This window comes from Nocardia amikacinitolerans (assembly GCF_900215415.1).
Taxonomy (GTDB): Bacteria; Actinomycetota; Actinomycetes; order Mycobacteriales; family Mycobacteriaceae; genus Nocardia; species Nocardia amikacinitolerans.
Window position 1 is genome coordinate 744213 of record NZ_OBEG01000001.1, and the last position, 20416, is coordinate 764628.

General features: G+C 70.6%; 21 protein-coding genes. 13 read left to right on the plus strand and 8 right to left on the minus strand.

The features are described from left to right. Positions 1–3 precede the first annotated feature (3 nt). Both CRP45_RS03490 and CRP45_RS03495 read right to left on the minus strand, forming a co-directional pair. Complete coding sequence (locus CRP45_RS03490) at positions 4–870, minus strand: ABC transporter permease (protein ID WP_097243745.1); 867 nt, start codon at positions 868–870, stop codon at positions 4–6. A 1-nt stretch (position 871) separates the two neighbouring features. Next, positions 872–1717, minus strand: a complete 846-nt coding sequence (locus CRP45_RS03495) for an MlaE family ABC transporter permease (protein ID WP_097243746.1) — start codon at positions 1715–1717, stop codon at positions 872–874. A gap of 356 nt (positions 1718–2073) precedes the next feature. Between CRP45_RS03495 and CRP45_RS03500 the strand changes: the two genes are divergently transcribed. The 7 genes from CRP45_RS03500 to CRP45_RS03530 all read left to right on the plus strand — a co-directional run bounded on the left by CRP45_RS03500 (position 2074) and on the right by CRP45_RS03530 (position 9766). After that, on the plus strand, positions 2074–2685 hold the full coding sequence (locus tag CRP45_RS03500; protein ID WP_179830743.1) for a TetR/AcrR family transcriptional regulator: 612 nt from the start codon (positions 2074–2076) through the stop codon (positions 2683–2685). Next, positions 2669–3313 carry a TetR/AcrR family transcriptional regulator gene (locus CRP45_RS03505; RefSeq protein WP_097243748.1) on the plus strand — a complete coding sequence of 215 codons (645 nt, stop codon included), beginning with the start codon at positions 2669–2671 and terminating at the stop codon, positions 3311–3313. Before CRP45_RS03500 ends, CRP45_RS03505 begins: the two co-directional genes overlap by 17 nt. A 118-nt stretch (positions 3314–3431) precedes the next feature. Then, positions 3432–4292 carry an SDR family oxidoreductase gene (locus tag CRP45_RS03510; protein WP_097243749.1) on the plus strand — a complete coding sequence of 287 codons (861 nt, stop codon included), beginning with the start codon at positions 3432–3434 and terminating at the stop codon, positions 4290–4292. A 30-nt stretch (positions 4293–4322) separates the two neighbouring features. Beyond that, positions 4323–6215 carry a CocE/NonD family hydrolase gene (locus tag CRP45_RS03515; protein WP_097243750.1) on the plus strand — a complete coding sequence of 631 codons (1893 nt, stop codon included), beginning with the start codon at positions 4323–4325 and terminating at the stop codon, positions 6213–6215. A gap of 136 nt (positions 6216–6351) precedes the next feature. After that, positions 6352–7623, plus strand: a complete 1272-nt coding sequence (locus CRP45_RS03520; RefSeq protein ID WP_245909859.1) for a hypothetical protein — start codon at positions 6352–6354, stop codon at positions 7621–7623. After that, complete coding sequence (locus CRP45_RS03525; protein ID WP_245909861.1) at positions 7620–8588, plus strand: glutamate ABC transporter substrate-binding protein; 969 nt, start codon at positions 7620–7622, stop codon at positions 8586–8588. The genes CRP45_RS03520 and CRP45_RS03525 overlap by 4 nt, the downstream gene beginning before the upstream one ends. Next, positions 8585–9766 (plus strand): hypothetical protein, encoded by a 1182-nt coding sequence (locus CRP45_RS03530; RefSeq protein WP_245909863.1) that lies wholly within the window; start codon positions 8585–8587, stop codon positions 9764–9766. Before CRP45_RS03525 ends, CRP45_RS03530 begins: the two co-directional genes overlap by 4 nt. Before the next feature lie 238 nt (positions 9767–10004). Here the strand turns inward: CRP45_RS03530 and CRP45_RS34410 are convergent, their stop codons facing one another. After that, positions 10005–10157, minus strand: a complete 153-nt coding sequence (locus CRP45_RS34410; RefSeq protein WP_245910018.1) for a hypothetical protein — start codon at positions 10155–10157, stop codon at positions 10005–10007. Between the two features lie 16 nt (positions 10158–10173). Between CRP45_RS34410 and CRP45_RS03535 the strand changes: the two genes are divergently transcribed. The 5 genes from CRP45_RS03535 (at position 10174) to CRP45_RS03555 (ending at position 16077) form a co-directional block, all read left to right on the plus strand. Further along, positions 10174–12162 carry a serine/threonine-protein kinase gene (locus tag CRP45_RS03535; RefSeq protein WP_425436907.1) on the plus strand — a complete coding sequence of 663 codons (1989 nt, stop codon included), beginning with the start codon at positions 10174–10176 and terminating at the stop codon, positions 12160–12162. 299 nt (positions 12163–12461) lie between these two features. Beyond that, on the plus strand, positions 12462–13547 hold the full coding sequence (locus CRP45_RS03540) for a PP2C family protein-serine/threonine phosphatase (protein WP_245909865.1): 1086 nt from the start codon (positions 12462–12464) through the stop codon (positions 13545–13547). A gap of 22 nt (positions 13548–13569) precedes the next feature. Continuing rightward, positions 13570–14856, plus strand: coding sequence for a vWA domain-containing protein (locus tag CRP45_RS03545; RefSeq protein ID WP_097243752.1), 1287 nt, complete (start codon positions 13570–13572; stop codon positions 14854–14856). Beyond that, positions 14856–15503 carry a double zinc ribbon and FHA domain-containing protein gene (locus tag CRP45_RS03550; protein ID WP_097243753.1) on the plus strand — a complete coding sequence of 216 codons (648 nt, stop codon included), beginning with the start codon at positions 14856–14858 and terminating at the stop codon, positions 15501–15503. The genes CRP45_RS03545 and CRP45_RS03550 overlap by 1 nt, the downstream gene beginning before the upstream one ends. A 19-nt stretch (positions 15504–15522) precedes the next feature. After that, on the plus strand, positions 15523–16077 hold the full coding sequence (locus CRP45_RS03555) for an AAA family ATPase (protein ID WP_097243754.1): 555 nt from the start codon (positions 15523–15525) through the stop codon (positions 16075–16077). 26 nt (positions 16078–16103) lie between these two features. On the opposite strand, the gene CRP45_RS03560 is transcribed toward CRP45_RS03555, so the two are convergent. After that, entirely contained in the window at positions 16104–17606 is a 1503-nt protein-coding gene (locus tag CRP45_RS03560; RefSeq protein WP_097243755.1) for an FAD-dependent oxidoreductase, read from the minus strand. Between the two features lie 175 nt (positions 17607–17781). Here CRP45_RS03560 and mbp1 point away from each other — a divergent pair, with 175 nt between their 5' ends. Further along, positions 17782–18027 carry a microaggregate-binding protein 1 gene (mbp1, locus tag CRP45_RS03565; RefSeq protein ID WP_097243756.1) on the plus strand — a complete coding sequence of 82 codons (246 nt, stop codon included), beginning with the start codon at positions 17782–17784 and terminating at the stop codon, positions 18025–18027. Between the two features lie 93 nt (positions 18028–18120). On the opposite strand, the gene CRP45_RS03570 is transcribed toward mbp1, so the two are convergent. The 4 genes from CRP45_RS03570 to CRP45_RS03585 form a co-directional block, all read right to left on the minus strand. Further along, complete coding sequence (locus CRP45_RS03570) at positions 18121–18432, minus strand: hypothetical protein (protein ID WP_084482216.1); 312 nt, start codon at positions 18430–18432, stop codon at positions 18121–18123. 25 nt (positions 18433–18457) lie between these two features. Further along, positions 18458–18916: a hypothetical protein gene (locus CRP45_RS03575; protein WP_245909866.1), complete on the minus strand. Its 459-nt coding sequence runs from the start codon at positions 18914–18916 to the stop codon at positions 18458–18460. Between the two features lie 53 nt (positions 18917–18969). Continuing rightward, positions 18970–19287, minus strand: a complete 318-nt coding sequence (locus CRP45_RS03580) for a hypothetical protein (RefSeq protein WP_174554759.1) — start codon at positions 19285–19287, stop codon at positions 18970–18972. A gap of 70 nt (positions 19288–19357) precedes the next feature. Beyond that, the gene (locus CRP45_RS03585) at positions 19358–20371 is read right to left on the minus strand and encodes a glycosyltransferase (RefSeq protein WP_097243757.1); all 1014 of its coding nucleotides are present in this window, start codon (positions 20369–20371) and stop codon (positions 19358–19360) included. Positions 20372–20416 lie beyond the last annotated feature (45 nt).

A 20416-nucleotide genomic window follows, 5' to 3' on the forward strand; every position in this document is an offset into this window, starting at 1 on the left:
TGCTCACCCCGGGAATTCGATGGCGGAGTCGACGCCCCAGAGCACGATGGTCAGCACCATGTCCAGGGCGATGATGGCGACGAAGCTGGCCCGCACCGCGCGACCGGAGGCGATGCCGACGCCCTCGGGCCCGCCGGAGGCGAAAAAGCCGTAGTAGCAATGGATCAGGATGACGGTGACGCCGAAGACCAGGATCTTGATCACCGCGGCGAGCACGTCGTAGCCGCTGGTGAACTGGAAGAAGTAGTGGTTGTAGACCCCGCCCGCCTGACCGTGCAGCAGCACGATGACGGCCGAGCAGGCCAGGTAGCTCAGGATCAGCGCGATGAGGAAGGTCGGCACGATCGCGACGGCGCCCGCGATGACCCGCGTGGTGACCACGAAAGGCACCGAGCGCAGCCCGAGGGATTCGATGGCGTCGATCTCCTCGGAAATGCGCATCGAGCCGATCTCGGCGGTCATCCGGCAGCCCGCCTGCGCCGCGAACCCGACCGCCGCCGCGATCGGTGCGAGCTCCCTGGTGTTGGCGAAGGCCGACACCACACCGGTGACGGGTCCGAGTCCGATCAGGTCCAGCGCGGCGAAGGACTGGATGCCGACGCCCGCGCCCATCGCGACGCCGAGCACCACCAGCATCGGGACGGTGCCGCCGCCGACGATGACCGACCCGCGCCCCCAGGTCATGTCGGTGATGGTGCGCAACGTCTGGGCGCGGTAGCGGCGCAGCGTCAGCGGTATCGCCCAGAGCGCTTGGAAGACGAAACCGAGCAGGAAGCCGGTGTTCTCGACCGGCGCCAGGATCCGGCCGCGGTTGCGGACGGCGCGATAGGCCCAGACCAAACCCTTTGGCGCGTACGGTGTCGCGGTCATCTCAGGCCACCCGCAGCGGTAGGAACATCGTCACGATCTGGGTGATCACCAGGTTGACCACGATGATCGAGGCCACCGAGATCACCACGGCCGCGTTGACGCCGTCGGCCACGCCGCGCGGACCGCCTCTGGCCTCCAGCCCGCGCTGGCAGGCGATGATCACCACCAGGAACCCGAACAGCATGGCCTTGGCCAGCGAGATCCACACGTCGGCGACGACCGCGAAGGAGCCGAACGTCGCCCAGTAGCTGCCCGGCGTGACGTTCTGCGCGCTGATCGCCACCGCGTAGCCGGAGACCACGCCGACGAAGATGATGAGCACGTTGAGCAGGGGCGCGACGAAAAGCATGGCGACCACCCGTGGAATCACCAGCCGGTGCACCGGACTGATTCCCATGGTGCGCAACGCGTCTATCTCCTCGCGCACGGTCCGCGCGCCGAGATCGGCGGCGATGGCCGAGGCGCCCGCCCCGCCGAGCAGGAGACCGGTCGCGATGGGCGCGCCCTGCTGGATCACGCCGAGCCCACCCGCCGCGCCGATCATCGAGTCGGCGCCCAGCTGATGGATCAGGTTGCCGACCTGCACCGAAACCACCACGCCGAAGGGCACCGCCATCAGCACGGCGGGCAGTGCCGTGACGGTCACCAGATACCAGGCCTGGCGCAGCATCTCCTGCCACTGGAAGCGCAGGCCGATCAGATCGGCGAACGCGCCGCGCACCGACTCGATGCCGAGATCGACGGCCCGGCCGAAGGTGCGCACGCTGGAAACCGCTGTGCCGGTGACGTTTTCTCGCGCGATCCGGATCGCGCCCGCGTCCGTGACGCTCGGCGGCGCCTCACTCATGGTTCCTCCCTGCGTCCCCCGTTGCGCACGCCGATCCGCCTCGGCGCTGGTCGCCCGCCGGCCCCCGGAAACCGGTAGCCCGACGGCACGTTCACATGTGACGACAGGCGCTTCTACTGGCTGGAAGTAACGCACGTCACACGCAAATACAACGACGTCAATTTACCTCCGAGCCGACATCGCCGCCGTAGAATTCGACGAAACCGGTTGTCCCCGAAGGCAAGCCGAGGTGCGAAAGCGTGACGTTCGAGAGTGGTCCACCCGGCGAGCCACCGCCTGCGTACACTGTTTCAATCGAGTGACCAGTTCGCTGGGGGAGTGCTGACGCTCGACGACCGACCACGATGGAGGCGAAGGTGTCAGCGCGACGCGACCAGATCCTCGACGCCGCACGCGATCTCGTCCTCCGCGAGGGCTACGCCCAAGCGAGCATGCACGCCATCGCACGAGCCGCGGGCCTGACCAGACCCGCCCTGTACGCCGAATTCGGTGATCGCGAAGGCCTTTTCACCGCCCTGCTCGACCGGGAGGAGGAGCGCGTTTTGACGATGGCCGCCGCGGCCTTGCCCGAGATCCAGCCCGGCGCCGATCCCGCCGAGATCGCGGCCAAGGCCGCCGACCTGTTCCTGGACATGGTGCTCGCCGCGCCAGACACGTGGCGGTTCGTGCTGATGCGCGACGAAGCCTTGCCGCCCTCGGCGCACGAACGGGTGGCCCGCGGCCGGATGGCGCTGCGCGAGCGCTCCGAAGCCATGATCCGGATCATCGCCGCCATGACCGACCGCGAACTGGACGCCGAACTCGTCAGCTACACCACCATCAGCACCAGCGAGACCGCCGCACGCCTGCTGCTCGCCGAGGGCGGAACGCAACGCCGCGACGCGATCGCCTCGACCTTGCGCTGGGTCGCGCGCCGAGCGGTGGCGATGACCGGAGACGGGGAGGCTTCCGATGGCGCGGGCCAGTAGCGACGCCGCGCGGCCGCGCCGCAGATACGCCAAGCGCCTGCAACCCGCCGACCGGCGAGAACAGTTGCTCGACACGGCCTTACGCATCCTCGCCGAGTCGGGATTCGCCGAGGTCACCATCGCGGCGGTCGCCGAGCGCGGCGGCGTGACCCGCCCGGTGGTCTACGACCTCTACGCCAACCGCGACGACCTGCTTCGCGACCTCATCGCGCGCGAGACCGCCCGCATGGTCGCCGCCACCGCGCACGTCACCGAGAGCGGCGCCGCGCCAGCCGATCCCAAAGCGGCGCTGCTCTCGGCACTGACGTGCTTCCTGAGCGATCTGCGCTCCGTACCGGACAGCTGGCGGCTGGTCTACTACCCGATCGACGGGGTGCCCGCCGCACTGCGCGCACCGATCGAGCGGGCTCGCGACGAACTGCGCGCACCGCTGCGTCGGCTGCTGCGCGACTGGCTGACGAGCCGTCCTGTCGAAGAGCGCGCCGACGAGGTGGATCTCGATGTCTTCGTCGAGATCGTGCAGGGTGCCGTGCAGACCCTCGCGCGGCAGATGCTCGCCGAACCCGAGCGCTTCGACCTCGACCGGATCCTGCGGGTGGTCGATCTGCTGCTGTACGAAAAACGCTGAGCTACAACTGCTCCGAAGTCGGGATTTGGCCGGCCGCGCGGTCGAGCGGTCGGTTCCGTCTGGGACGGATCGTGTCCGATTCATAGACAATGATGTTCGTGAACACTATGGTCTAGCCATGACGAAGTTCGACGGCAAGAGCTGCCTGATCACCGGGGCGGCCAGCGGTCTTGGCCGCGGCACCGCGCACGCGGTGGCGGCCAAGGGCGCGTCACTGATTCTCACCGACATCGACGCGGAAGGCTTGCGGCGTACCGCCGAAGAGTTGCGCGCGGCGGGCGCCACCGTGCGCGTTGCCGAAGCGCTCGACGTCAGCGACCACACCGCCGTCGTCGCGCTGGCCGCCAAGGTGCACGACGAGATCGGCAGCGTCGACATCGTGATGAACGTGGCGGGCATCGCCACCTGGGGCACCGTCGACCGGCTCACCCACGACCAGTGGCGGCGCACCATCGACATCGACCTGATGGGCCCTATCCACGTCATCGAGGAGTTCCTGCCGCCGATGATCGAGGCAGGACGCGGCGGCCACCTTGTCAACGTGTCCTCGGCCGCCGGCCTGTTCGGCCTGCCGTGGCACGCGCCGTACAGCGCGAGCAAATTCGGACTGCGCGGCGTCTCGGAGGTGCTGCGCTTCGACCTGCGCAGGCACGGCATCGGCGTGAGCCTGGTGTGCCCTGGCGCGATGTCGACTCCGATGGTGAACCGGGTGGACATCGCGGGCGTCGACCGGGAGGCCGAGGCGGTGCAGCGCGGGCTGAAACTGTTCCTGCGGCACGCCGTCACCGCCGAGCAGGCCGCGAAATCCATTGTGCGCGGGGTCGAGCGGAACAGGTATCTGATCTACACCTCGCAGGACATTCGCATCGGGCACTGGGCCCAGCGCTATTTCCCGCCCGCCTACAACCTCGCCATGCGCGGGTTGAACTGGGGTATGCAGCGATACGTCGACAAGCCAGGGGTGCTGCGCGACCGCTGACCGTTCACCCACCTCGGAGAGAGGATCACCATGGTCGAGCCGCTGACCAGCACTGCGGGCGCGCCGCCGGACGCACGATTCGACATCGGACCGGAGCGCTATCCGAAACTGCACGCGGCCGTGACGGTTCCGATCCCCATGTCCGACGGGGCGGTCCTCAGCGCCGACATCCTGCGCCCCGGCGACCGCTCCCGGCCGACCGACGAACCGCTCCCGGCGCTGATCAACTTCACCGCCTACAACAAGATGCTCAACCGACACGGCATGCGCGCGAATCGGGCACTGCGCGCGCTGGCGGGCCGCATCGCGCCGTCCGACCGCGCCAGGATGACCGCACGGGACGTGCTGCGCACACCCGCGGGCGGCGTCCTCGAGCCTTTCGCGATCAACCGTACCGCCGTGTCGCGCGGGTACGTCGGGCTGATGGTCGACGTGCGCGGCACCGGAAGTTCCACGGGCACTTGGGATTTCTTCGGCCCTCGGGAGCAGCGCGACTATCTCGAGGTGCTGCGGTGGGTCCGTGAACAGCCCTGGTGCGACGGCCGCGTTGCGGTGACGGGTCTTTCCTACGGCGCGATCGCGGCGCTCGTCACCGCTGGCCTGCGCCCCGAGGGACTCGCCGCCGTCTTCGCCATCGAGGCGGGGGAGAACCCGGTGCGCGAACTCGGGCTGACCGGCGGGGTGCCAACGCCGGGCATGCTCGCGTGGATCCTGTTCGTGCACGGAGCGGGACGGATTCCGGCACTGCCCGGGCTCGTGCGCGAGGGGTTGCTCGGCCACTATCTGCGCGACCGGATCACCGCGCGCTCGGACTGGGTGCGCCGCGCCATCCGGATCGCCGTCAGCATCGACCACCCCGACGGCTACCTCAATCCGGAGTGGGCGGCCCGGCTGGCGCACTTCGAGGAGATCGACGTCCCCACCTGGATCCATGGCGGCTGGCACGACGTCTACAACCGCTCGAATTTCCGCATCTACGAACGGATTCCGGTCGCGCCGGGAGCCAAGCAGATCCTGGTGGACGACTCCTACCACCTCACGCCCGGCTCCGGCTTCGGCGATCCAGGCAACCCGCAGGCGCTCGACGAACTCCAGTGCGCGTTCTTCGACCGCTGGGTCAAGGGCATCGACAACGGAATCGACCGGTACGGACCGGTGACGGTGCGCCGACAGGGCGACGGACGCTGGATCCGGCGCGACGAATACCCGGATCCGGCGACGCGCGTGCGCAGGCTCTACCTCACCACCGATCCCAGCGGCACCGCGTCGCACGCCGCCGCCGACGGCGGATTGTCCACCGCGCCAACGGATACCGAGTACCCACTGACGGTGCCGACGGGCCGGGTCAGCGCGGCATCGAACAACACCGCGGTGATGACGATGGGCGTCGCGCTGCTGTTCGGTGACCGTTTCGGCAACGACGACCGGCGCAGCGAGGCCACCGCGCTCACCTTCACCAGCGCGCCGTTCGAGACCGACACCGTGCTCTCCGGTCCGATGAATCTGCACCTGCTCGCCGCGGTCGACGGCGAGGACGCCTTCTGGTCGGTCACCGTGTGCGATGTGCGCCCCGACGGCGTGTCGGCGCCGTTGACCCGCGGCGCGCTGCTGTCGACGCTGCGCGCGATCGATGCCGCCGACAGCTACTACGCCGAGGGCGAACTGCTCTTCGCCATGCACCCCATGACCGCCGATTCCGCGCTTCCGGTGACGCCGGGGGAGGCCTTCGAGATCGATATCGAGATCAACCCCACCGAGGCGCTGATTCGCGCCGGGCATCGGCTGCGAGTCGCGGTCAGCCCCACCAGTTTCCCGCGCCATCTGATTCCACCGTGGAAGCGGCGCCAGATCGCGGGGCAGCGCATCCTGTTGCGCCCGGACTGTCCGAGCTACCTGAGTTTCCGCGCGTTCGGCGGCGACTGACACTCGCGAGCGAGCTGGATCGGCGGCCTGTTGCTGTGCGGTCGCGAGGCCGGAAAGGCAAGGGGGAGCGGATCGCAGCGGCCTACCGTACTATCGCGTGCGGAGACACCGGCCGGGTAGATGAAGGGGGGACGGTGTGGGACCTCGCCTTCCGGCGACCGCGCGCGACGGGGCGGCGTGGGTGCGGCGCTTCGCGCGCACGACACCGGGACTGATCGGCGCGCTCGCACTGGCGACGATGGCGCTGTGCCTGCTCGCCGGATTCACCGGCGCGAACCAGTTGAGCGGGAAGCTCGACCGCCGCGACGCCGCCTTGGCTCGCACCGAGCCGCTCGCCTACGCGGCGCAGAACCTCTACGTCTCGCTCTCGGCGGCCGACGCCGCCGCGGCCGAGGCGTTCCTGACCGGTGGCATCGAAACGCCGCAGGTGCGCGCGCGCTACCAGCAGGCGCTCGCCGACGCGGCCGACGCGCTGGCCCAGGCCACCGCCGGCGCCTCCGACGAGCGCACCCGCCGCATCGTGGCGGCCATCAGCGCCGAATTGCCCGCCTACACCGGCCTCGTCGAGACGGCGCGGGCGAACAATCGGCAAGGCTTCCCGGTCGGCTCGGCGTACCTGCGCGAAGCCTCCGAGGTGATGCAGGATTCGCTGTTGAAGAACGCCGAGGAGCTCAGCGCCGTTCGCTTCGCGGCCGTGCACGAGGACCAGCGGGCGATCGGCGCGCTGCCGTTCACCACGATCACGGCCCTGCTGCTGGTGCTGTTCGCCTGTGGCGCGGGCTCTTTCGTCCTGTTGCGCCGCACCAACCGGCGAGTCAACCCCGGGCTCGTCGCCGCGGCGGCGGCGACCGGGGTCGCGCTGCTGTGGACCGTACTGGCGACCTCGGTGGCCGCCACGGCACTGGAGACCGGCGACGACGGCGCGGCCGTCCGCTTCCAAACCCTCGCCGAGGCAAGGATTCTGGCGCAGCAGGCCCGCACGGCCGAGACATTGCAGCTGATCACCCGCGGTGACATAGCCGCGGGCGAGGAGACGTTCACCCGCCACACCGCGGCGCTGCGCGACCGACTCGTGACGGTCACCGGCCCCGATTCGCCCGCGGCCCTGCGCTTCGAGGGCTGGACCGCGGGCCATCGCCGCCAGCTCGCGGCGTATCAGGCGGCCGACTATCCGGCGGCCGTCGACCAAGCCATCGGCGCAGGCCCGGAGACATCGGCGACCCGGTTCGCCCAACTCGACGAATCGTTGCTCGCCGATGTGCAGCGGGTGCGCAGCGACCTGCGCGGCGGTGTCGACGCCGCCGGTGACGCGCTGAGCTGGAGCCCCTCCGGTGTATTGCTGCTGATGCTGTTCGCGGCGGGCGCCGCGGTCGTCGGATTGTGGCCGCGGCTGAAGGAGTTCCTGTGACAAGACGGCTCTTCGCGCTGGTCGCCGCCCTGGCCGCGCTCAGTCCGCTGGTCGCGTGCAGCACCGACGCCTCGGTGCCCGCGTCACCGCCCGCGGCCGCGGTGAATCCGGCCCCGCCCGAGTTCGCCGAGATCACCACGCCCGGGCAGGCCGAGGACGAGTGCGATGCCGAGGCCAGCCTGCGCCCCGGCCCGCTGCCGCCGCCGGGCGTGATGCCCGCGGGCTCGCCGATGGCCGCGATCGTGGCCAACGGCCGGATCCGGGTCGGCGTCGACCAGAACACCTACCTGTTCGGCTTCCGCAATCCCACCACGAACGAGATCGAGGGCTTCGACATCGATATCGCCAGGGAGATCGCGCGGGCGCTGTTCGGCGACCCGAACCGGATCGAACTGCGCTCGGTGACCGCCGAGGAACGCATCTCCGCGCTGCGCGAGAACAAGGTCGACCTGATCGTGCGCACCTTCTCGGCCACCTGCGAACGCCGCCGCGACGTCGACTTCTCCGCCGTGTACTACCGTGCGGCGCAGCGGATTCTGGCGCCGAAGAACTCCGGCATCCGGTCCGGGGCGGACCTCGGCGGCAAACGGGTGTGCGTCACCAAGGGCACCACCGCCTCCGGGCCGCTGTTCGCGCTGCCCAAGCGACTCACGGTGTTCGGCGTGGCCAACTGGACCGACTGCCTTGCCGCGCTGCAACAGGGCCACGTGGATGCGATCAGCGCTGACGACCCGATCTTGTTCGGCCTTGTCGCCCAGGACCGGAACCTCGAGGTGGTCGGCGAACCCATCGGGACCGGCGCCTACGCGGTCGGCGTGGCCAAGGGCGCACCCGATCTGGTGCGCTTCGTCAACGCGGTGCTCGAACGGATACGCACCGACGGCACCTGGCAGCGCATCTACGCCGCGCGGCTCAGCGCGCTCGGTCCCTCGCCAGGCCCGCCGGAAACCCGGTACACCACGTGAGCCGGGTGATCATGCAGCCACGCACCCTTGCCGAGATCGACAGCGAATTGGCCGCCCGCGGCGCCGAATTCGACGCGATCGCCGCCACCATGCTGGAACTGGACCGGCATCCCGGACTGACCCTGCTGCGCGGGTTTCCGCCCACCGGTCTCACCGAGCGCCGGTGGACGCCGATCCGCGCCGAGCTGGACCTGATGTGGCAGGACTTCGCCAGGCTGAAAACCATCCTCGACTCGGCGCGCACCGTGCGCGGCACCCGGTCCCGGCTGGACGCCGAGGCGCGCGCGGAACTGACCACGCTGCTGTACGGGCGGCCGCACGAGGCCTCGCGCACACCGATTCCGTTGGCGCAGCGGTCGCTCACTGGACCCGGCGAACAGGTGTTGTTCGTCGGGGTGGCCGACACGGTGGATCGCATGCGCGCGACCTTTCCCCGGATCGCCGCCTTCCTCGACGAGGTCGGCGCGGTCAACGACCGGGTGCTGTCCGGGCTCGCGCCGCTCCAGGACCGGCTGGACCGCGCAGGCGCCACCGCCGAACTACCGGACATCGGTGCGGCCATCGCCGAGCTGTTGCGCCGCTCGGCCACCGATCCGCTGGCGTTGACACCGCCCGAGATCGACGCCCGCCTCGCCGATATCGGCGCGCGCCTGGACCGCGCTGCCGACGTGCTCGCCGAGCTGACGTCGATCACCGCGAACTGGGCGGCCGCCGTGGCGGCGACCCGTGACCGGCTGACCGTGCTCGCCGAGACCGAGGCCCGTGCCGATCGCGCGCGTGCGGAAGCCGAAAGCAAGATCCGCACCGGGCCGCTGCCGTCGCCCGGCGCGGAACACAAGGAACTCGACGCCGAACTGGCCGCCCTCGCCGCCCAATCCGGCGCGGCGGCGGAACTGCTGCATCTGCGCCGCCGGATCGCCGCGGCGACGAACGCGGCCGCCGACGCGGCCGAGCTCGCCCAGGGCTTGCTGGACCGCCGCGCCGAGCTGCGCGGCCGACTCTCCGCGTATCGGGCAAAGGCGGCCAGGCTGGCGCTCGCCGAGGACGACGAGCTCTCGGCGAGCCATCGGATCGCGACCGAACTGCTCGCGCACCGGCCGTGCGATCTCGCGGCGGCCACCCGCGCGGTCGCCGACTACCAACACATCGTCGCGCGGAAATCGGGGAGGAGATCATGACCTGCACCGAGCCAGGCTGTGGCGGGGCCGTCGAGGACGGTTATTGCACGGTGTGCGGGACCGCACCGGTTGCCGTCGGCGCGACGGCCGGGCAGTCGGCGGGCGCCGCGGCACCCGTATCAGGGCAGTCCGGGGGCGCCACGCTGGTTGCCACGGCACCCGAATCAGGGCGGTCGACGGCACCCGGGAACGCCAACACCTGCGCCGAACCGGGCTGCGGCGGAACGATATCCGGCGGCTACTGCGAGACGTGCGGCACCGCGCCCGCCGCGACCGTCGCCGCCTCGGCACGCACGTCCGCGGGCACCGCGCGGGGATCAGCGCGCTCGGTGCGGACCGGACGGTCGACTTCGTCCAAGCCCAGCGCGCGCGGACGGCTCGGCGCGGGCATGGTCGAGGTGCCTCGGGTGCCGAGGATCCACCCCACTTCGGCCGTTCTCGCCGACCCGATGGTCGCCGAGTCGAAGCGTTTCTGCGGCGCCTGCGAACGACCGGTCGGCCGCGGCCGGGACGGTGTGCCCGGCCGCACCGAGGGCTTCTGCCCGAACTGCGGCGCCCGATTCTCCTTCGCCCCCAAGCTGAGCGCGGGCGACCTGGTCGGCGGCCAGTACGAGGTGGTCGGTTGCCTCGCGCACGGCGGGCTCGGCTGGATCTACCTGGCCACCGACCGCAATGTCGGCAACCGCTGGGTTGTGCTCAAGGGTCTGCTCAACTCCGGCGATCTGGACGCCATGGCGGCGGCCGTCGCCGAGAAGCGGTTCCTCGCCGAGGTCGAGCATCCGAGCATCGTCAAGATCTTCAACTTCGTCGAACACGCCGGGCCCGATGGCGTCGCGGTCGGCTACATCGTCATGGAGTTCGTCGGCGGCACCTCGCTCAAGCAGATCCTGCGCGATCGGCGCGACACCGACGGCGGATACCTGCCGGTGCCGCAAGCCATCGCCTACATTCTGGAGATGCTGCCCGCACTCGGCTACCTGCACTCGCTCGGTCTCGCCTACTGCGACTTCAAGCCCGACAACGTGATGCAGACCGACGAGCAACTCAAGCTCATCGATCTCGGCGCGGTGATCGCCATGGACGATCAGGACAGCGCCATCTACGGCACCATCGGGTATCAGGCGCCCGAGATCGCCGCCACCGGTCCGACCGTCGCGACCGAGGTGTACACGGTCGGCCGCACGCTCGCGGTGCTGATCATGCACGTCCCGCAGGAGAACGGGCATTTCGGCGCGCTACCTGGGCCCGACGCCGAGCCCCTGCTCGCACGCTACGACTCGCTGCACCGGTTCCTGGCGCGCGCCACGGACGCCGATCCCGAGGCCAGGTTCGCCTCGATGGAAGAGGTGGCCGATCAGCTGACCGGCGTGCTGCGCGAGGTGCTCAGCGCCGACGACGCGGTACCGCGTCCCGGCATGTCGGCGTATTTCGGGCCGCCGCGCGCGGTCTTCGGTGTCGGCGTCGACGTGGCGGTCGCGCCGGAGGACATCGTGGCCGGTCTGCCGGTGCCGCTGGTCGATCCGGGCGACAGCGGCGCCGCGCTGCTCGCCACGACGGCGGGAACGACGCCCGGCGAACTGGAGCGCGCTTTCGCGGACGGGCTGCGTTCCGTGGTCACCGGGCGCGGCGAATCGGTGGAGATCCCGTTGCGCCTGGTGCGCGCCGCGCTCGACACCGGTGACCCGGCCGAGGCCGAGCGCAGGCTCGCCGACCTCGCCGACCGCTTGCCCGGTGACTGGCGGCTGGCCTGGTATCGCGGACAAGCCAGGCTGCTCGCCCGCGATTTCGCCGCCGCCCGAGCCGAATTCGATGCCGTGTACGCGGCGCTGCCCGGGGAACCGGCGCCCAAGCTCGCGCTGGCCGCCGTCGCCGAACTCACCGCCGACGGCGCCGGGGCAGGGCGCTACTACGACACCGTCTGGCGGACCGACCGCGCCTTCGCCGCCGCGGTGTTCGGTCTGGCGCGGGTGCGCCGCCGCGCGGGCGACCGAGACGGCGCGGTCGCGGCCCTCGACCAAGTGGATCGGTCCTCGTCGCTGTACACCGACGCGCGCGTGGCCGCGGTGGACGCGCTGCTCGCCGAACGCGGACCCGCCGAGCTGACCGAGGCGGTACTCCGTGACGCGGGCGGCCGGGTCGACGCGCTGGCGCTCGATTCCAAACGCCGTGGCGCACAGGTGCGGATGCGGGTGCTGGACGCCGCGCTGGCCTGGCTCGACGGCGGCAGAGCGGCGACGAACCACGCGCCACTGCTAGGCGTCCCGTTCGACCAGGAGGGCGTGCGCACCGGATTGGAGCGCTGCTTCCGCGACCTGGCGCGCGAGAGCGACGACATGTGGACCCGTTTCGAGTTGGTCGACCGCGCCAACGCCATTCGCCCGAGGACCACGCTGTGAACCGGGACCAGCCTGCCGAGCCGAGCGAGCCCACACCGTCCACCCCGCATCGGCCTCCCGTCGAGCCGGACCGCCCCGCCGAGCCGCGCCAACCGGTCGCACCTGACCAACCGACCGTGCCCGTCCGATCCGACGCGACCGGCCATCCCCCCACTCCCGACCAACCCGCCACGCCAACCATCACCGGGGCGACCAACCCTACGGAGCCGGGCAGTTCGGCGGAGACAGAAAGCCCCACCGACCCCAGCGCGACCCCACCCGACCCGACTTCGACCGTGAGTGCCTACGTGACCCCACCTGTGAGCGAAGCTCCGACCCATCCGGCGGACACCGTGCCGACCATGCCCTTGGCGAAACCCGCCGAACCGCCGAGCGTTTCGCCGCGTTGCCCCGGTTGCCGGGAGCGCGTCTCGAGCACCGACCGGTACTGCGAGGCCTGCGGGCGTGAACTGGGCGCGCGCCGAGTCGCGTTGCCGCATCCGGAGTCCGAGTCGGCGACACCGCGGCCGTGCGACGCCTGCGGCGCGCAGGACTACGACCCGGACGGGTACTGCCGCGGCTGCGGCCAATTGCGCGCTCCGCGTGATCGTTTCGAGGCCGACCTGGGCGCGGTGTGCGTGGTCACCGACCGAGGCGTCGCGCACGCGCGCAACGAGGACTCGGTCGCCGCCGCCGTGGTGGACGGCGGGGCGGGACCGAGTGCCGTCGTCATCGTTGTGTGCGACGGCGTGTCCACCTCCGAGGATCCGCAGGCGGCCTCCGGCACGGCCTCCCGGTCTGGCGTGGACGCCACGCTCGCCGCGCTGGCCGAAGGACAAGACGCCCCCGACGCCGCGCTGGCCGGACTCGCCGCTGCGGCGCAGGCGGTGCGCGATATCGCGGTGCACGAGAGCCACGCGCCCTCCTGCACGTACGTCTCGGCCATCGTGCGCGGCTACGACGCCGACACGGTCGAGATCACGGTGGCGAATGTCGGTGACAGCCGCGGGTATTGGCTCGTCCCCGCGCCCGGCGCGCCCGACATCCCGCCCTCGCAGCGGCTCACCGTGGACGACTCCTGGGCCCAGGCCCTCGTCGACGCGGGCGCCATGGACGAGCAGGCCGCCATGAAGGACCCGAGGGCGCACACCCTGTTGCGCTGGCTCGGCGCGGACTCGGGGGATCGGCCGTGGTCGGACACCTGCGTGCGGGTCTTCCGCACCCGCGGTCCCGGCTTGCTGCTGCTGTGCAGCGACGGCCTGTGGAACTACCAGCCGGACGCCCACGCGCTCGCCGCACTCGCGACCGCCGCGGAGCCGATGCAGGCGGCCCGCGATCTCGCCGAGTTCGCGCTGCGCAGCGGGGGCAGCGACAACATCACCGTCGCGCTCGCGCGGGTGCCCTGATCGACCAGCCAGGAGAAGTACTGTGAATTCTGTTGCCCCCAACGGCATCTCGGTGGTCGTCGACCAGAACGAGTACCTCGCGGAAGGTGCGAGCACGGTCGACGCGGTGGTCTCGGTGGAGACCGGCGCCGATTTCGTCGCCGCCGGTCCGCCGCCGGAGCGGGTGGAGATCCTGATCATCGACAGCTCGGGGTCGATGGGCAACGGCAAGAAGCTCGAAGGCGCCCGCCGCGCCGCCATGGCCGCCATCGACGCGCTCCCCGACGGCACCCGCTTCGCGATCGTGCAGGGCACGTCCATGGCCCGCCTGGTCTTTCCCACCGATGTGCCCTCGGTGCCCGCGGACGCGACCACGCGCGCGGCGGCGCGCCGCAAGCTGGCCAAATTGCGCGCCGACGGCGGCACCGCCATGGGCACCTGGCTCGGCTTGGCCCGGCAACTGGCGACCAAGCACGAGGGCGCCATGGTGCACGCGATCCTGCTCACCGACGGCAAGAACGAGCACGAATCGCCGGAGTCCCTCGCCGCCGAGATCGCCCAGTCCGAGGGCATGTTCACTTGCGACTGCCGCGGCGTCGGAACCGATTGGCGGGTGGACGAATTGCGGGCCATCGCCTCGGCGCTGCACGGCACCGTCGACATCGTCGCCGATCCGGCGCACCTGGCCGCGGACTTCACGGCCATGACGCACACCTCGATGGCCAAGGCGATTCCCGAACTGACACTGCGGGTCTGGACTCCGGTCGGCGCGACGGTGCGCTTCGTCAAACAGGTCGCGCCCGCCATCGAGGACCTGACGGCTCGCCGCGTCGAAGCGGGCCCGCAGGTGGGGGAGTATTCGCTCGGCGCGTGGGGCGCGGAGGAGCGCGACTACCACGTGCAGGTGCGGGTGGAGCCCGCCGCGCCGGGTCGGGAGAAGCTGGCGGCGCGGGTCAGTGTGCTCGCGGGCGACGAGGTCGTCGGACAGGGTCTGGTGCGGGCGGTGTGGACCACCGAGACCGAGTTGTCGGCCCGAATCAGCAGGCGCGTCGCGCATTACACCGGTCAGGCCGAGCTCGCCGACGCCGTGCAGGAGGGACTGGCGGCCCGCAAGAACGGTGACGTGGAGACCGCGACGGCCAAACTGCGGCGCGCGGTCGAGCTGGCCGCCGAGTCGGGCAACGAGAGCACCGCGAAGCTGCTACGCGGCGTGGTCGAGGTGGACGAGCACAACGGCACGGTGCGGCTGCGGTCGCGCGTCGCGGCCGAGGACGAGATGGCACTGGACGCCCGCTCCACCAAGACGGCGCGGGTACGCAAGGAGTCCTGATGGTCACCTGCCCGGAGGGACACGAGTCGGCGGCGGCCGACTACTGCGATGTGTGCGGAGCGCCGATCGGCGCGGCGCCGACAGCGGTCGCCGCGCCCCGCTGCCCGGCCTGTGGCGCGCCGAGCGGCGGCCGCTTCTGCGAGGCGTGCGGGCACGATTCGGCGCTGCCCGCACCGGAACCCGCTCCGCGCGAACTCGATACGGAGGTCGCCGATTCGGCCACCGTGCGGCCACCGACCGTCACCTGGGTCGCCACCGTCACCGCCGATCGCGCCTTCTACGACCGCGTGCTTGCGCGCGAAGGCCCCGACGCGGATCGCGTGGAGTTCCCCGCGTACTACCCGCCGCGCCGAATCATTCTGCACGGCAGCGAGATCCTGATCGGCAAGCGCAGCGTCTCGCAGGGTCTGCGCCCCGACATCGATCTCGGCATCGCGCCCGCCGACGCGGGCGTCTCGCGGGCGCACGCGCTGCTGCACCTGACCCCGACCGGCCTCACCGTCACCGATCTCGGCTCCACCAACGGCACCAGCCTCAACGACAGCGACGACCTGATCCCGGCGGAGCAGCCGGTCGCGCTGCGCAGCGGCGACCGCGTCCACGTCGGGGCGTGGACCACGATCACCCTCACCGTGGAACCCGCCTGAGGTCTGCGATCATGGCCGGATGGCCTCCGCTGTCTATCTGATCACCGGTATCCAAGCCGCGGGCAAATCGTCGGTGGCACAGGCGCTTGCCGAACGCCTGCCCCGCTCGGCGCACGTGCGCGGCGACACCTTTCGCAGGTTCGTGGTCAACGGTCGCGCGGAGATGGGTCCGGAACCGTCCGCGGCCGCCCTCGATCAGCTGCGGTTGCGCCACCGGCTCGCCGCGTCGGTCGCCGACGAATACGCCGCCGCGGGATTCACCGCGATCCTGCAAGACGTGGTGCTCGGCGAGTTCCTGCCCTACACCGTCGACCGGATCCACACCGACCCCCTGTACGTGGTGGTGCTCGCGCCGAGCCGCGACGCGATCGCCGCCCGCGAGGCGGCCCGCGACAAGAACGCCTACGACACGTTCACCGTGGCGGCCCTGGATGCCGTGCTGCGCGACAGCACACCCCGGCTCGGTCTATGGCTCGACACCTCGAACCTGACCGTCGCCGAGACCGTCGACACCATCCTCGACACCGCCCGCCCGATCGTGCGGGAACCTGACCGATCCCGAGCGGGTCGCTAGGCGCTCGCGTTCGCCGCGGCTGTCACTCAGACGTCCTTGCGCAAGACCGCGCGGCGGGCGAGTGGTTTGGTCGCCGGTCCTTCCAGTACCGTGCCGTCCGGCGCGAAGCGGGAGCCGTGCAGCGGGCAGTCCCAGGACCGTTCCGCGTCGTTCCACCGCACGATGCCGTACAGGTGCGGGCAGACGGCCGACACCTCGGTGGTGACTCCGTCGACGGTGCAGACCGCCGAGGGCGTCAGCCCGTGGCGCTCGACCCGCCCGCAGCCTTCCTCCGGCATGCTCGCCGATCCGCCGCCGAGCATGCGCAACCAGCCCGTCGAAAGTTGTTGGGCCACGGCGGTGTTGGCTTTCGCACCGGAGAGCAGCGAGCGCAGCTCGGCGGGCCGCCACGTCGTGAACGTACCGGACCAGGCGGGTGGCTTGCCGGTGAGCCTGCCTGCCAGGGCGAGCGCGGCGGCGACGCCGTTGGTCAGGCCCCACTTGGCGTAACCGGTGGCGACCAGGATGTCGTCCTGGCCGGGCAGCAGCGGGCCGACGTACGGCAGTTCGCCGACCGGGTGGTAGTCCTGAGCCGACCAGCGGTGCAGAACCTCCGCGCCGGGGAACCAGGCGGCGGTCCAGTCCAGGAGTTCGTCGGCGTGCGCGGCGGCCTCGTCGGTCCGCCCGACCTCGTGGCCGCTGCCGCCGACCAGCAACAGGTCTCCCTCGGGCGTGGGATGGTAGCGCAGCGAGCGGATGGGCTGTCCCGCGCTGATGTACATGTCGTGTGGCACCGGCCCTGGCACCCGGAACGCGGCGAGGTACGAGCGCTGCGCCGTGAGACGTGCGAAGAACCCGCCCCGGTCCAGCATCGGGGTCCCGGTGGCCAGCACGACCGTGCCCGCGGCCAGGTCGCCGTGTTCGGTCTGCACGATCAGCTCGCCGTCGGCGTGGTGCACCCCCTGCGCGATGGTCGATTCGTAGATCGGGGCGGCGTGCGACTCCACCTCGGCGGCCAGCGCGGCCAGCACGGCCATCGGATCGATCTGGGCCTGCTCGATCAACCGGACACCGCCGTACACCGGGAAGGGCGCTTCCAGGTCGTCGATCAGCTCGGTCGGCAGGCCGGCCGCCCGCGTCGCCTCGAATTCGGCTCGCACCGCGCGCTTTTCACGTTCGGACTGGGCGTAGGTGACCGCGGCGGCGCGCTGATAGGCGATTCCGTGCTCGTCGCAGAAACGCAAAAGCCAATCCTGGCCGTCCCGATTCGCCGCCAGATACTGCGCGAGGGTGCCGACACCGTGCCGTCCCGCGATGCTCTGCGCGCGAGTTCCCTGGAGCAGACTGACCTTTCCGGTCGTGCCGCCGGTCGTCCCGAGCCCGACGCGCCGACTTTCCACCACCGCGACCTGGATGCCGTTCTGGGCCAGTAGCAGCGCGGTGACGAGCCCGGTGAGACCCGCGCCGATCACCACGGTGTCGAAACGCGAGCCGGGCGTCAGCCGCAGTCGTGCGGGTACTTGCGCGTCGTTCATCCACAGGGACGTCATAGTCGGGACATAGCCGATCGACCCGACCCGAAACCCGGCGCTGACCGGCCGATCTTCCAGCCCGGTCGACACACGTGATCGACTTCGGCGAATATCCGGGACGCTGATTGAGCCCGCCTTGGCCGGGTAGACCGCCACTGTCCACCTGATAACCGATATTTCGGAGGTAGATATCGTGTCCGAGCAGAAGAGTGGTCCCCGAGAAGGCGTCGAAGGCGCTGTCGAAGGCGTCAAGGGCAAGGCCAAGGAGGCCGTCGGAAGCGTCTTCGGAAACGACGATCTGCGCGACGAGGGCAAGGCCCAGCAGGACAAGGCCGAGTCGCAGCGAGAGGCCGCGCGGAAGGAAGCCGCCGCCGAGAAGGAGCGGGGTGAGGCCGCGGTCGACGAGCAGCGTCAGCGCGCCCACCAGCGGGGGCAGTAGCCCTCGTACCCGCCCTATACGGTGACGAAAGGGGTGTCCGGCAAATGCCGGACACCCCTTTCTCGTTGTCCTGGATTCGGAACTCTCGGCGTACTACTTCGGAACGAAAATGCCGGTCAGGTCCGCTTTCCGGATCGGGGTGTCCGGATTGGCCTGCGCGGTGCACATCAATTCGATCGAGGCGATGGCGGCGTCGACCATGCGGTCGTCCGGCGCCTCCTGCCCGCTGCGCTCCTGCTCGAGGAACTTGGTGACGGTGGTTCGCTTCTTGTCGGCGTCCTGCTCGACGAATTCGCTGCACGGCGTGTCGCCGCCTTTGTTGACGGCCTTCTCGGCCTCCGCACAACCCGCCGCGAACATCGCGGTGGAGGCCAGCGCCGCGGCGGCGAGGCTACGCATTCTCATCGAAACTCTCCTGTGTCGGGGCGGCTCAGAAACCGGCGAGGCCGGCGGCCAGGTCGTCGAGGTTCAGCGCGTCGAGCACCTGCTGGCGCACGTCGGGGCACTCCTGGATGGTGGCTGTGTCGATGATCGACTGATCGGCGAGCACGGCGTCGTTGAGTCCGCCGTTGCGCACCGCCCAGTTGTGCACCGTGCCGTTGAAGCTGACCCGGCCGACCACCTCACCCTGTTCGCTCCAGTTGCCGACCTCCGCGCGCATCATGTCGCACAGCTGCGCGGCGGCCGCGGGCGTCACCTCGTCGGGATTCGGCACATCGGCGCTCGTCGGTGCCGCGATGGTCAGCGAGACGGTGCCCTCGGTGGGGGTGGCGGGCACCGGGTCGGTGTCGCCGTCGCCGCCGCATCCCGCCACGAGCGAGCCCGCGGTCACCAGCGCGGCGCACACGGCCAGACTCCGGCCCGGCAGCCGAGTTCGGCTGAGTCGCATTCTTTTTCCCTTCCACGCCACCACGTCGGCTTCATTCGATCGGTGGTGCACGATCAGTGACCTCGGTCGTCGTAGTGCGAGTCGCCGTGCTTGCGCTGAACGCGCTTGTGTTCGGCGAAGACCAGCGCGGCGCCGACGACGATGCTCACCCCGGCCGCGATGCCCGCGACGATCGCCCAGCCTTCGAAGCCGTAGCCCGCGGCGGTGAGCGTCAGCGCGACGAGCACGATGCCGACGCCGACCAGGACCATGCCCGGCCAGTTCTTGGCGTCCTCGATCGCCTCGCCCGCGTGCGTCCGGGTGGTCCGGTGGTGGTCTGGAAATACGCCTTCCGGCTTCTTGTCGCGTCGGAAATTGTTCTCGGCACGCATAGTGGTCTCCTTCCGGGTGCAACCATCGAACGGATGCCGTTCGACGGGTACCCGGGGAAGCGCAGGTCAATCAGCGACGGCCCGCGACGAGGTCGGCGAACAGCCGGTCCCATTCGCGCAGGAACTCCGCGAGACCGAAATTCGCCTGCGCCCACTGCCTAGCCGATTTGCCCGCCAACTCGGCGAACATGGGCTCGTGCAGGAACTGCCGGACCGCCTCGGCCAGGATCTCCGGCTCGGTCGACACCACACCGGCTTCCGCGGGGATCGAGGCGGAGACCTCGGTGGTGCCGAGCGCCACGATCGGCATGCCGAGATACATCGCCTCGAGCACCGACATGCCGAGCGAGGTCCAGCGCGGCACGTGCAGGAACACGCGGCGGCGGGCCAGTTCCTCGTACAGCAGGTCCTGTTCGAGATCGCCGGCGCCGACGATCCGGTCGGGCGGGCGGTGCAGCGCGTCGGCCAGCCGTTCGGTGCCCGCGCCGTAGACATCGATCGGCGCGGCTTCGGAGAGCGGCGCGAGCAGATCGGTGCCGGTGATGCGGCAGCGGCGCACCGGATCGTGGATGATCGTCGCGGCCCTCGGCAGTTCACCGGTGTACCGCTGGCCGGGATCGGGAATCCCGTAGCGGATGACCATGCTCGGGCAGCGGCCGTTGTCCCACATCAGCCGGTTGAACTGGGTGACGTGCACCAGCGGGATGTCGGAGCGGCCTGCCAGGGGATGCCTGGTCAGCGCCGCGTGCTGGTGCGGCGTGTTGTGTTCGACGTAGACCGCGGGCACGTCGATGCCCGGCGCGCGGCCGAGCCATTCGTGCGCGAGATCAATTTCCCTCGGGCGTTGCAGGACAACGAGATCGATGTCGGTGTCGACCAGGTCGGCGGGTGCGATGTCGACCGCGTTCGCGGGCCAGGGACGTCCGCACCGACCACGCGCCCATTCGCCGCGGCGTGCGTCGTAGGGCACCAGATAGCGGTGCCCGCCCTGGACGAAAGCTGTCATCCACGGGCTGTGCGCGTGCCACACCAGGACGTTCAGCGGTCCGGCCGCCCCGTTCGAAGTGATCGTCGGAGCTTCCATATGCCCGGTGTGCCCCGGCGGGCCCGCTCGAAACCTGGGTACCCG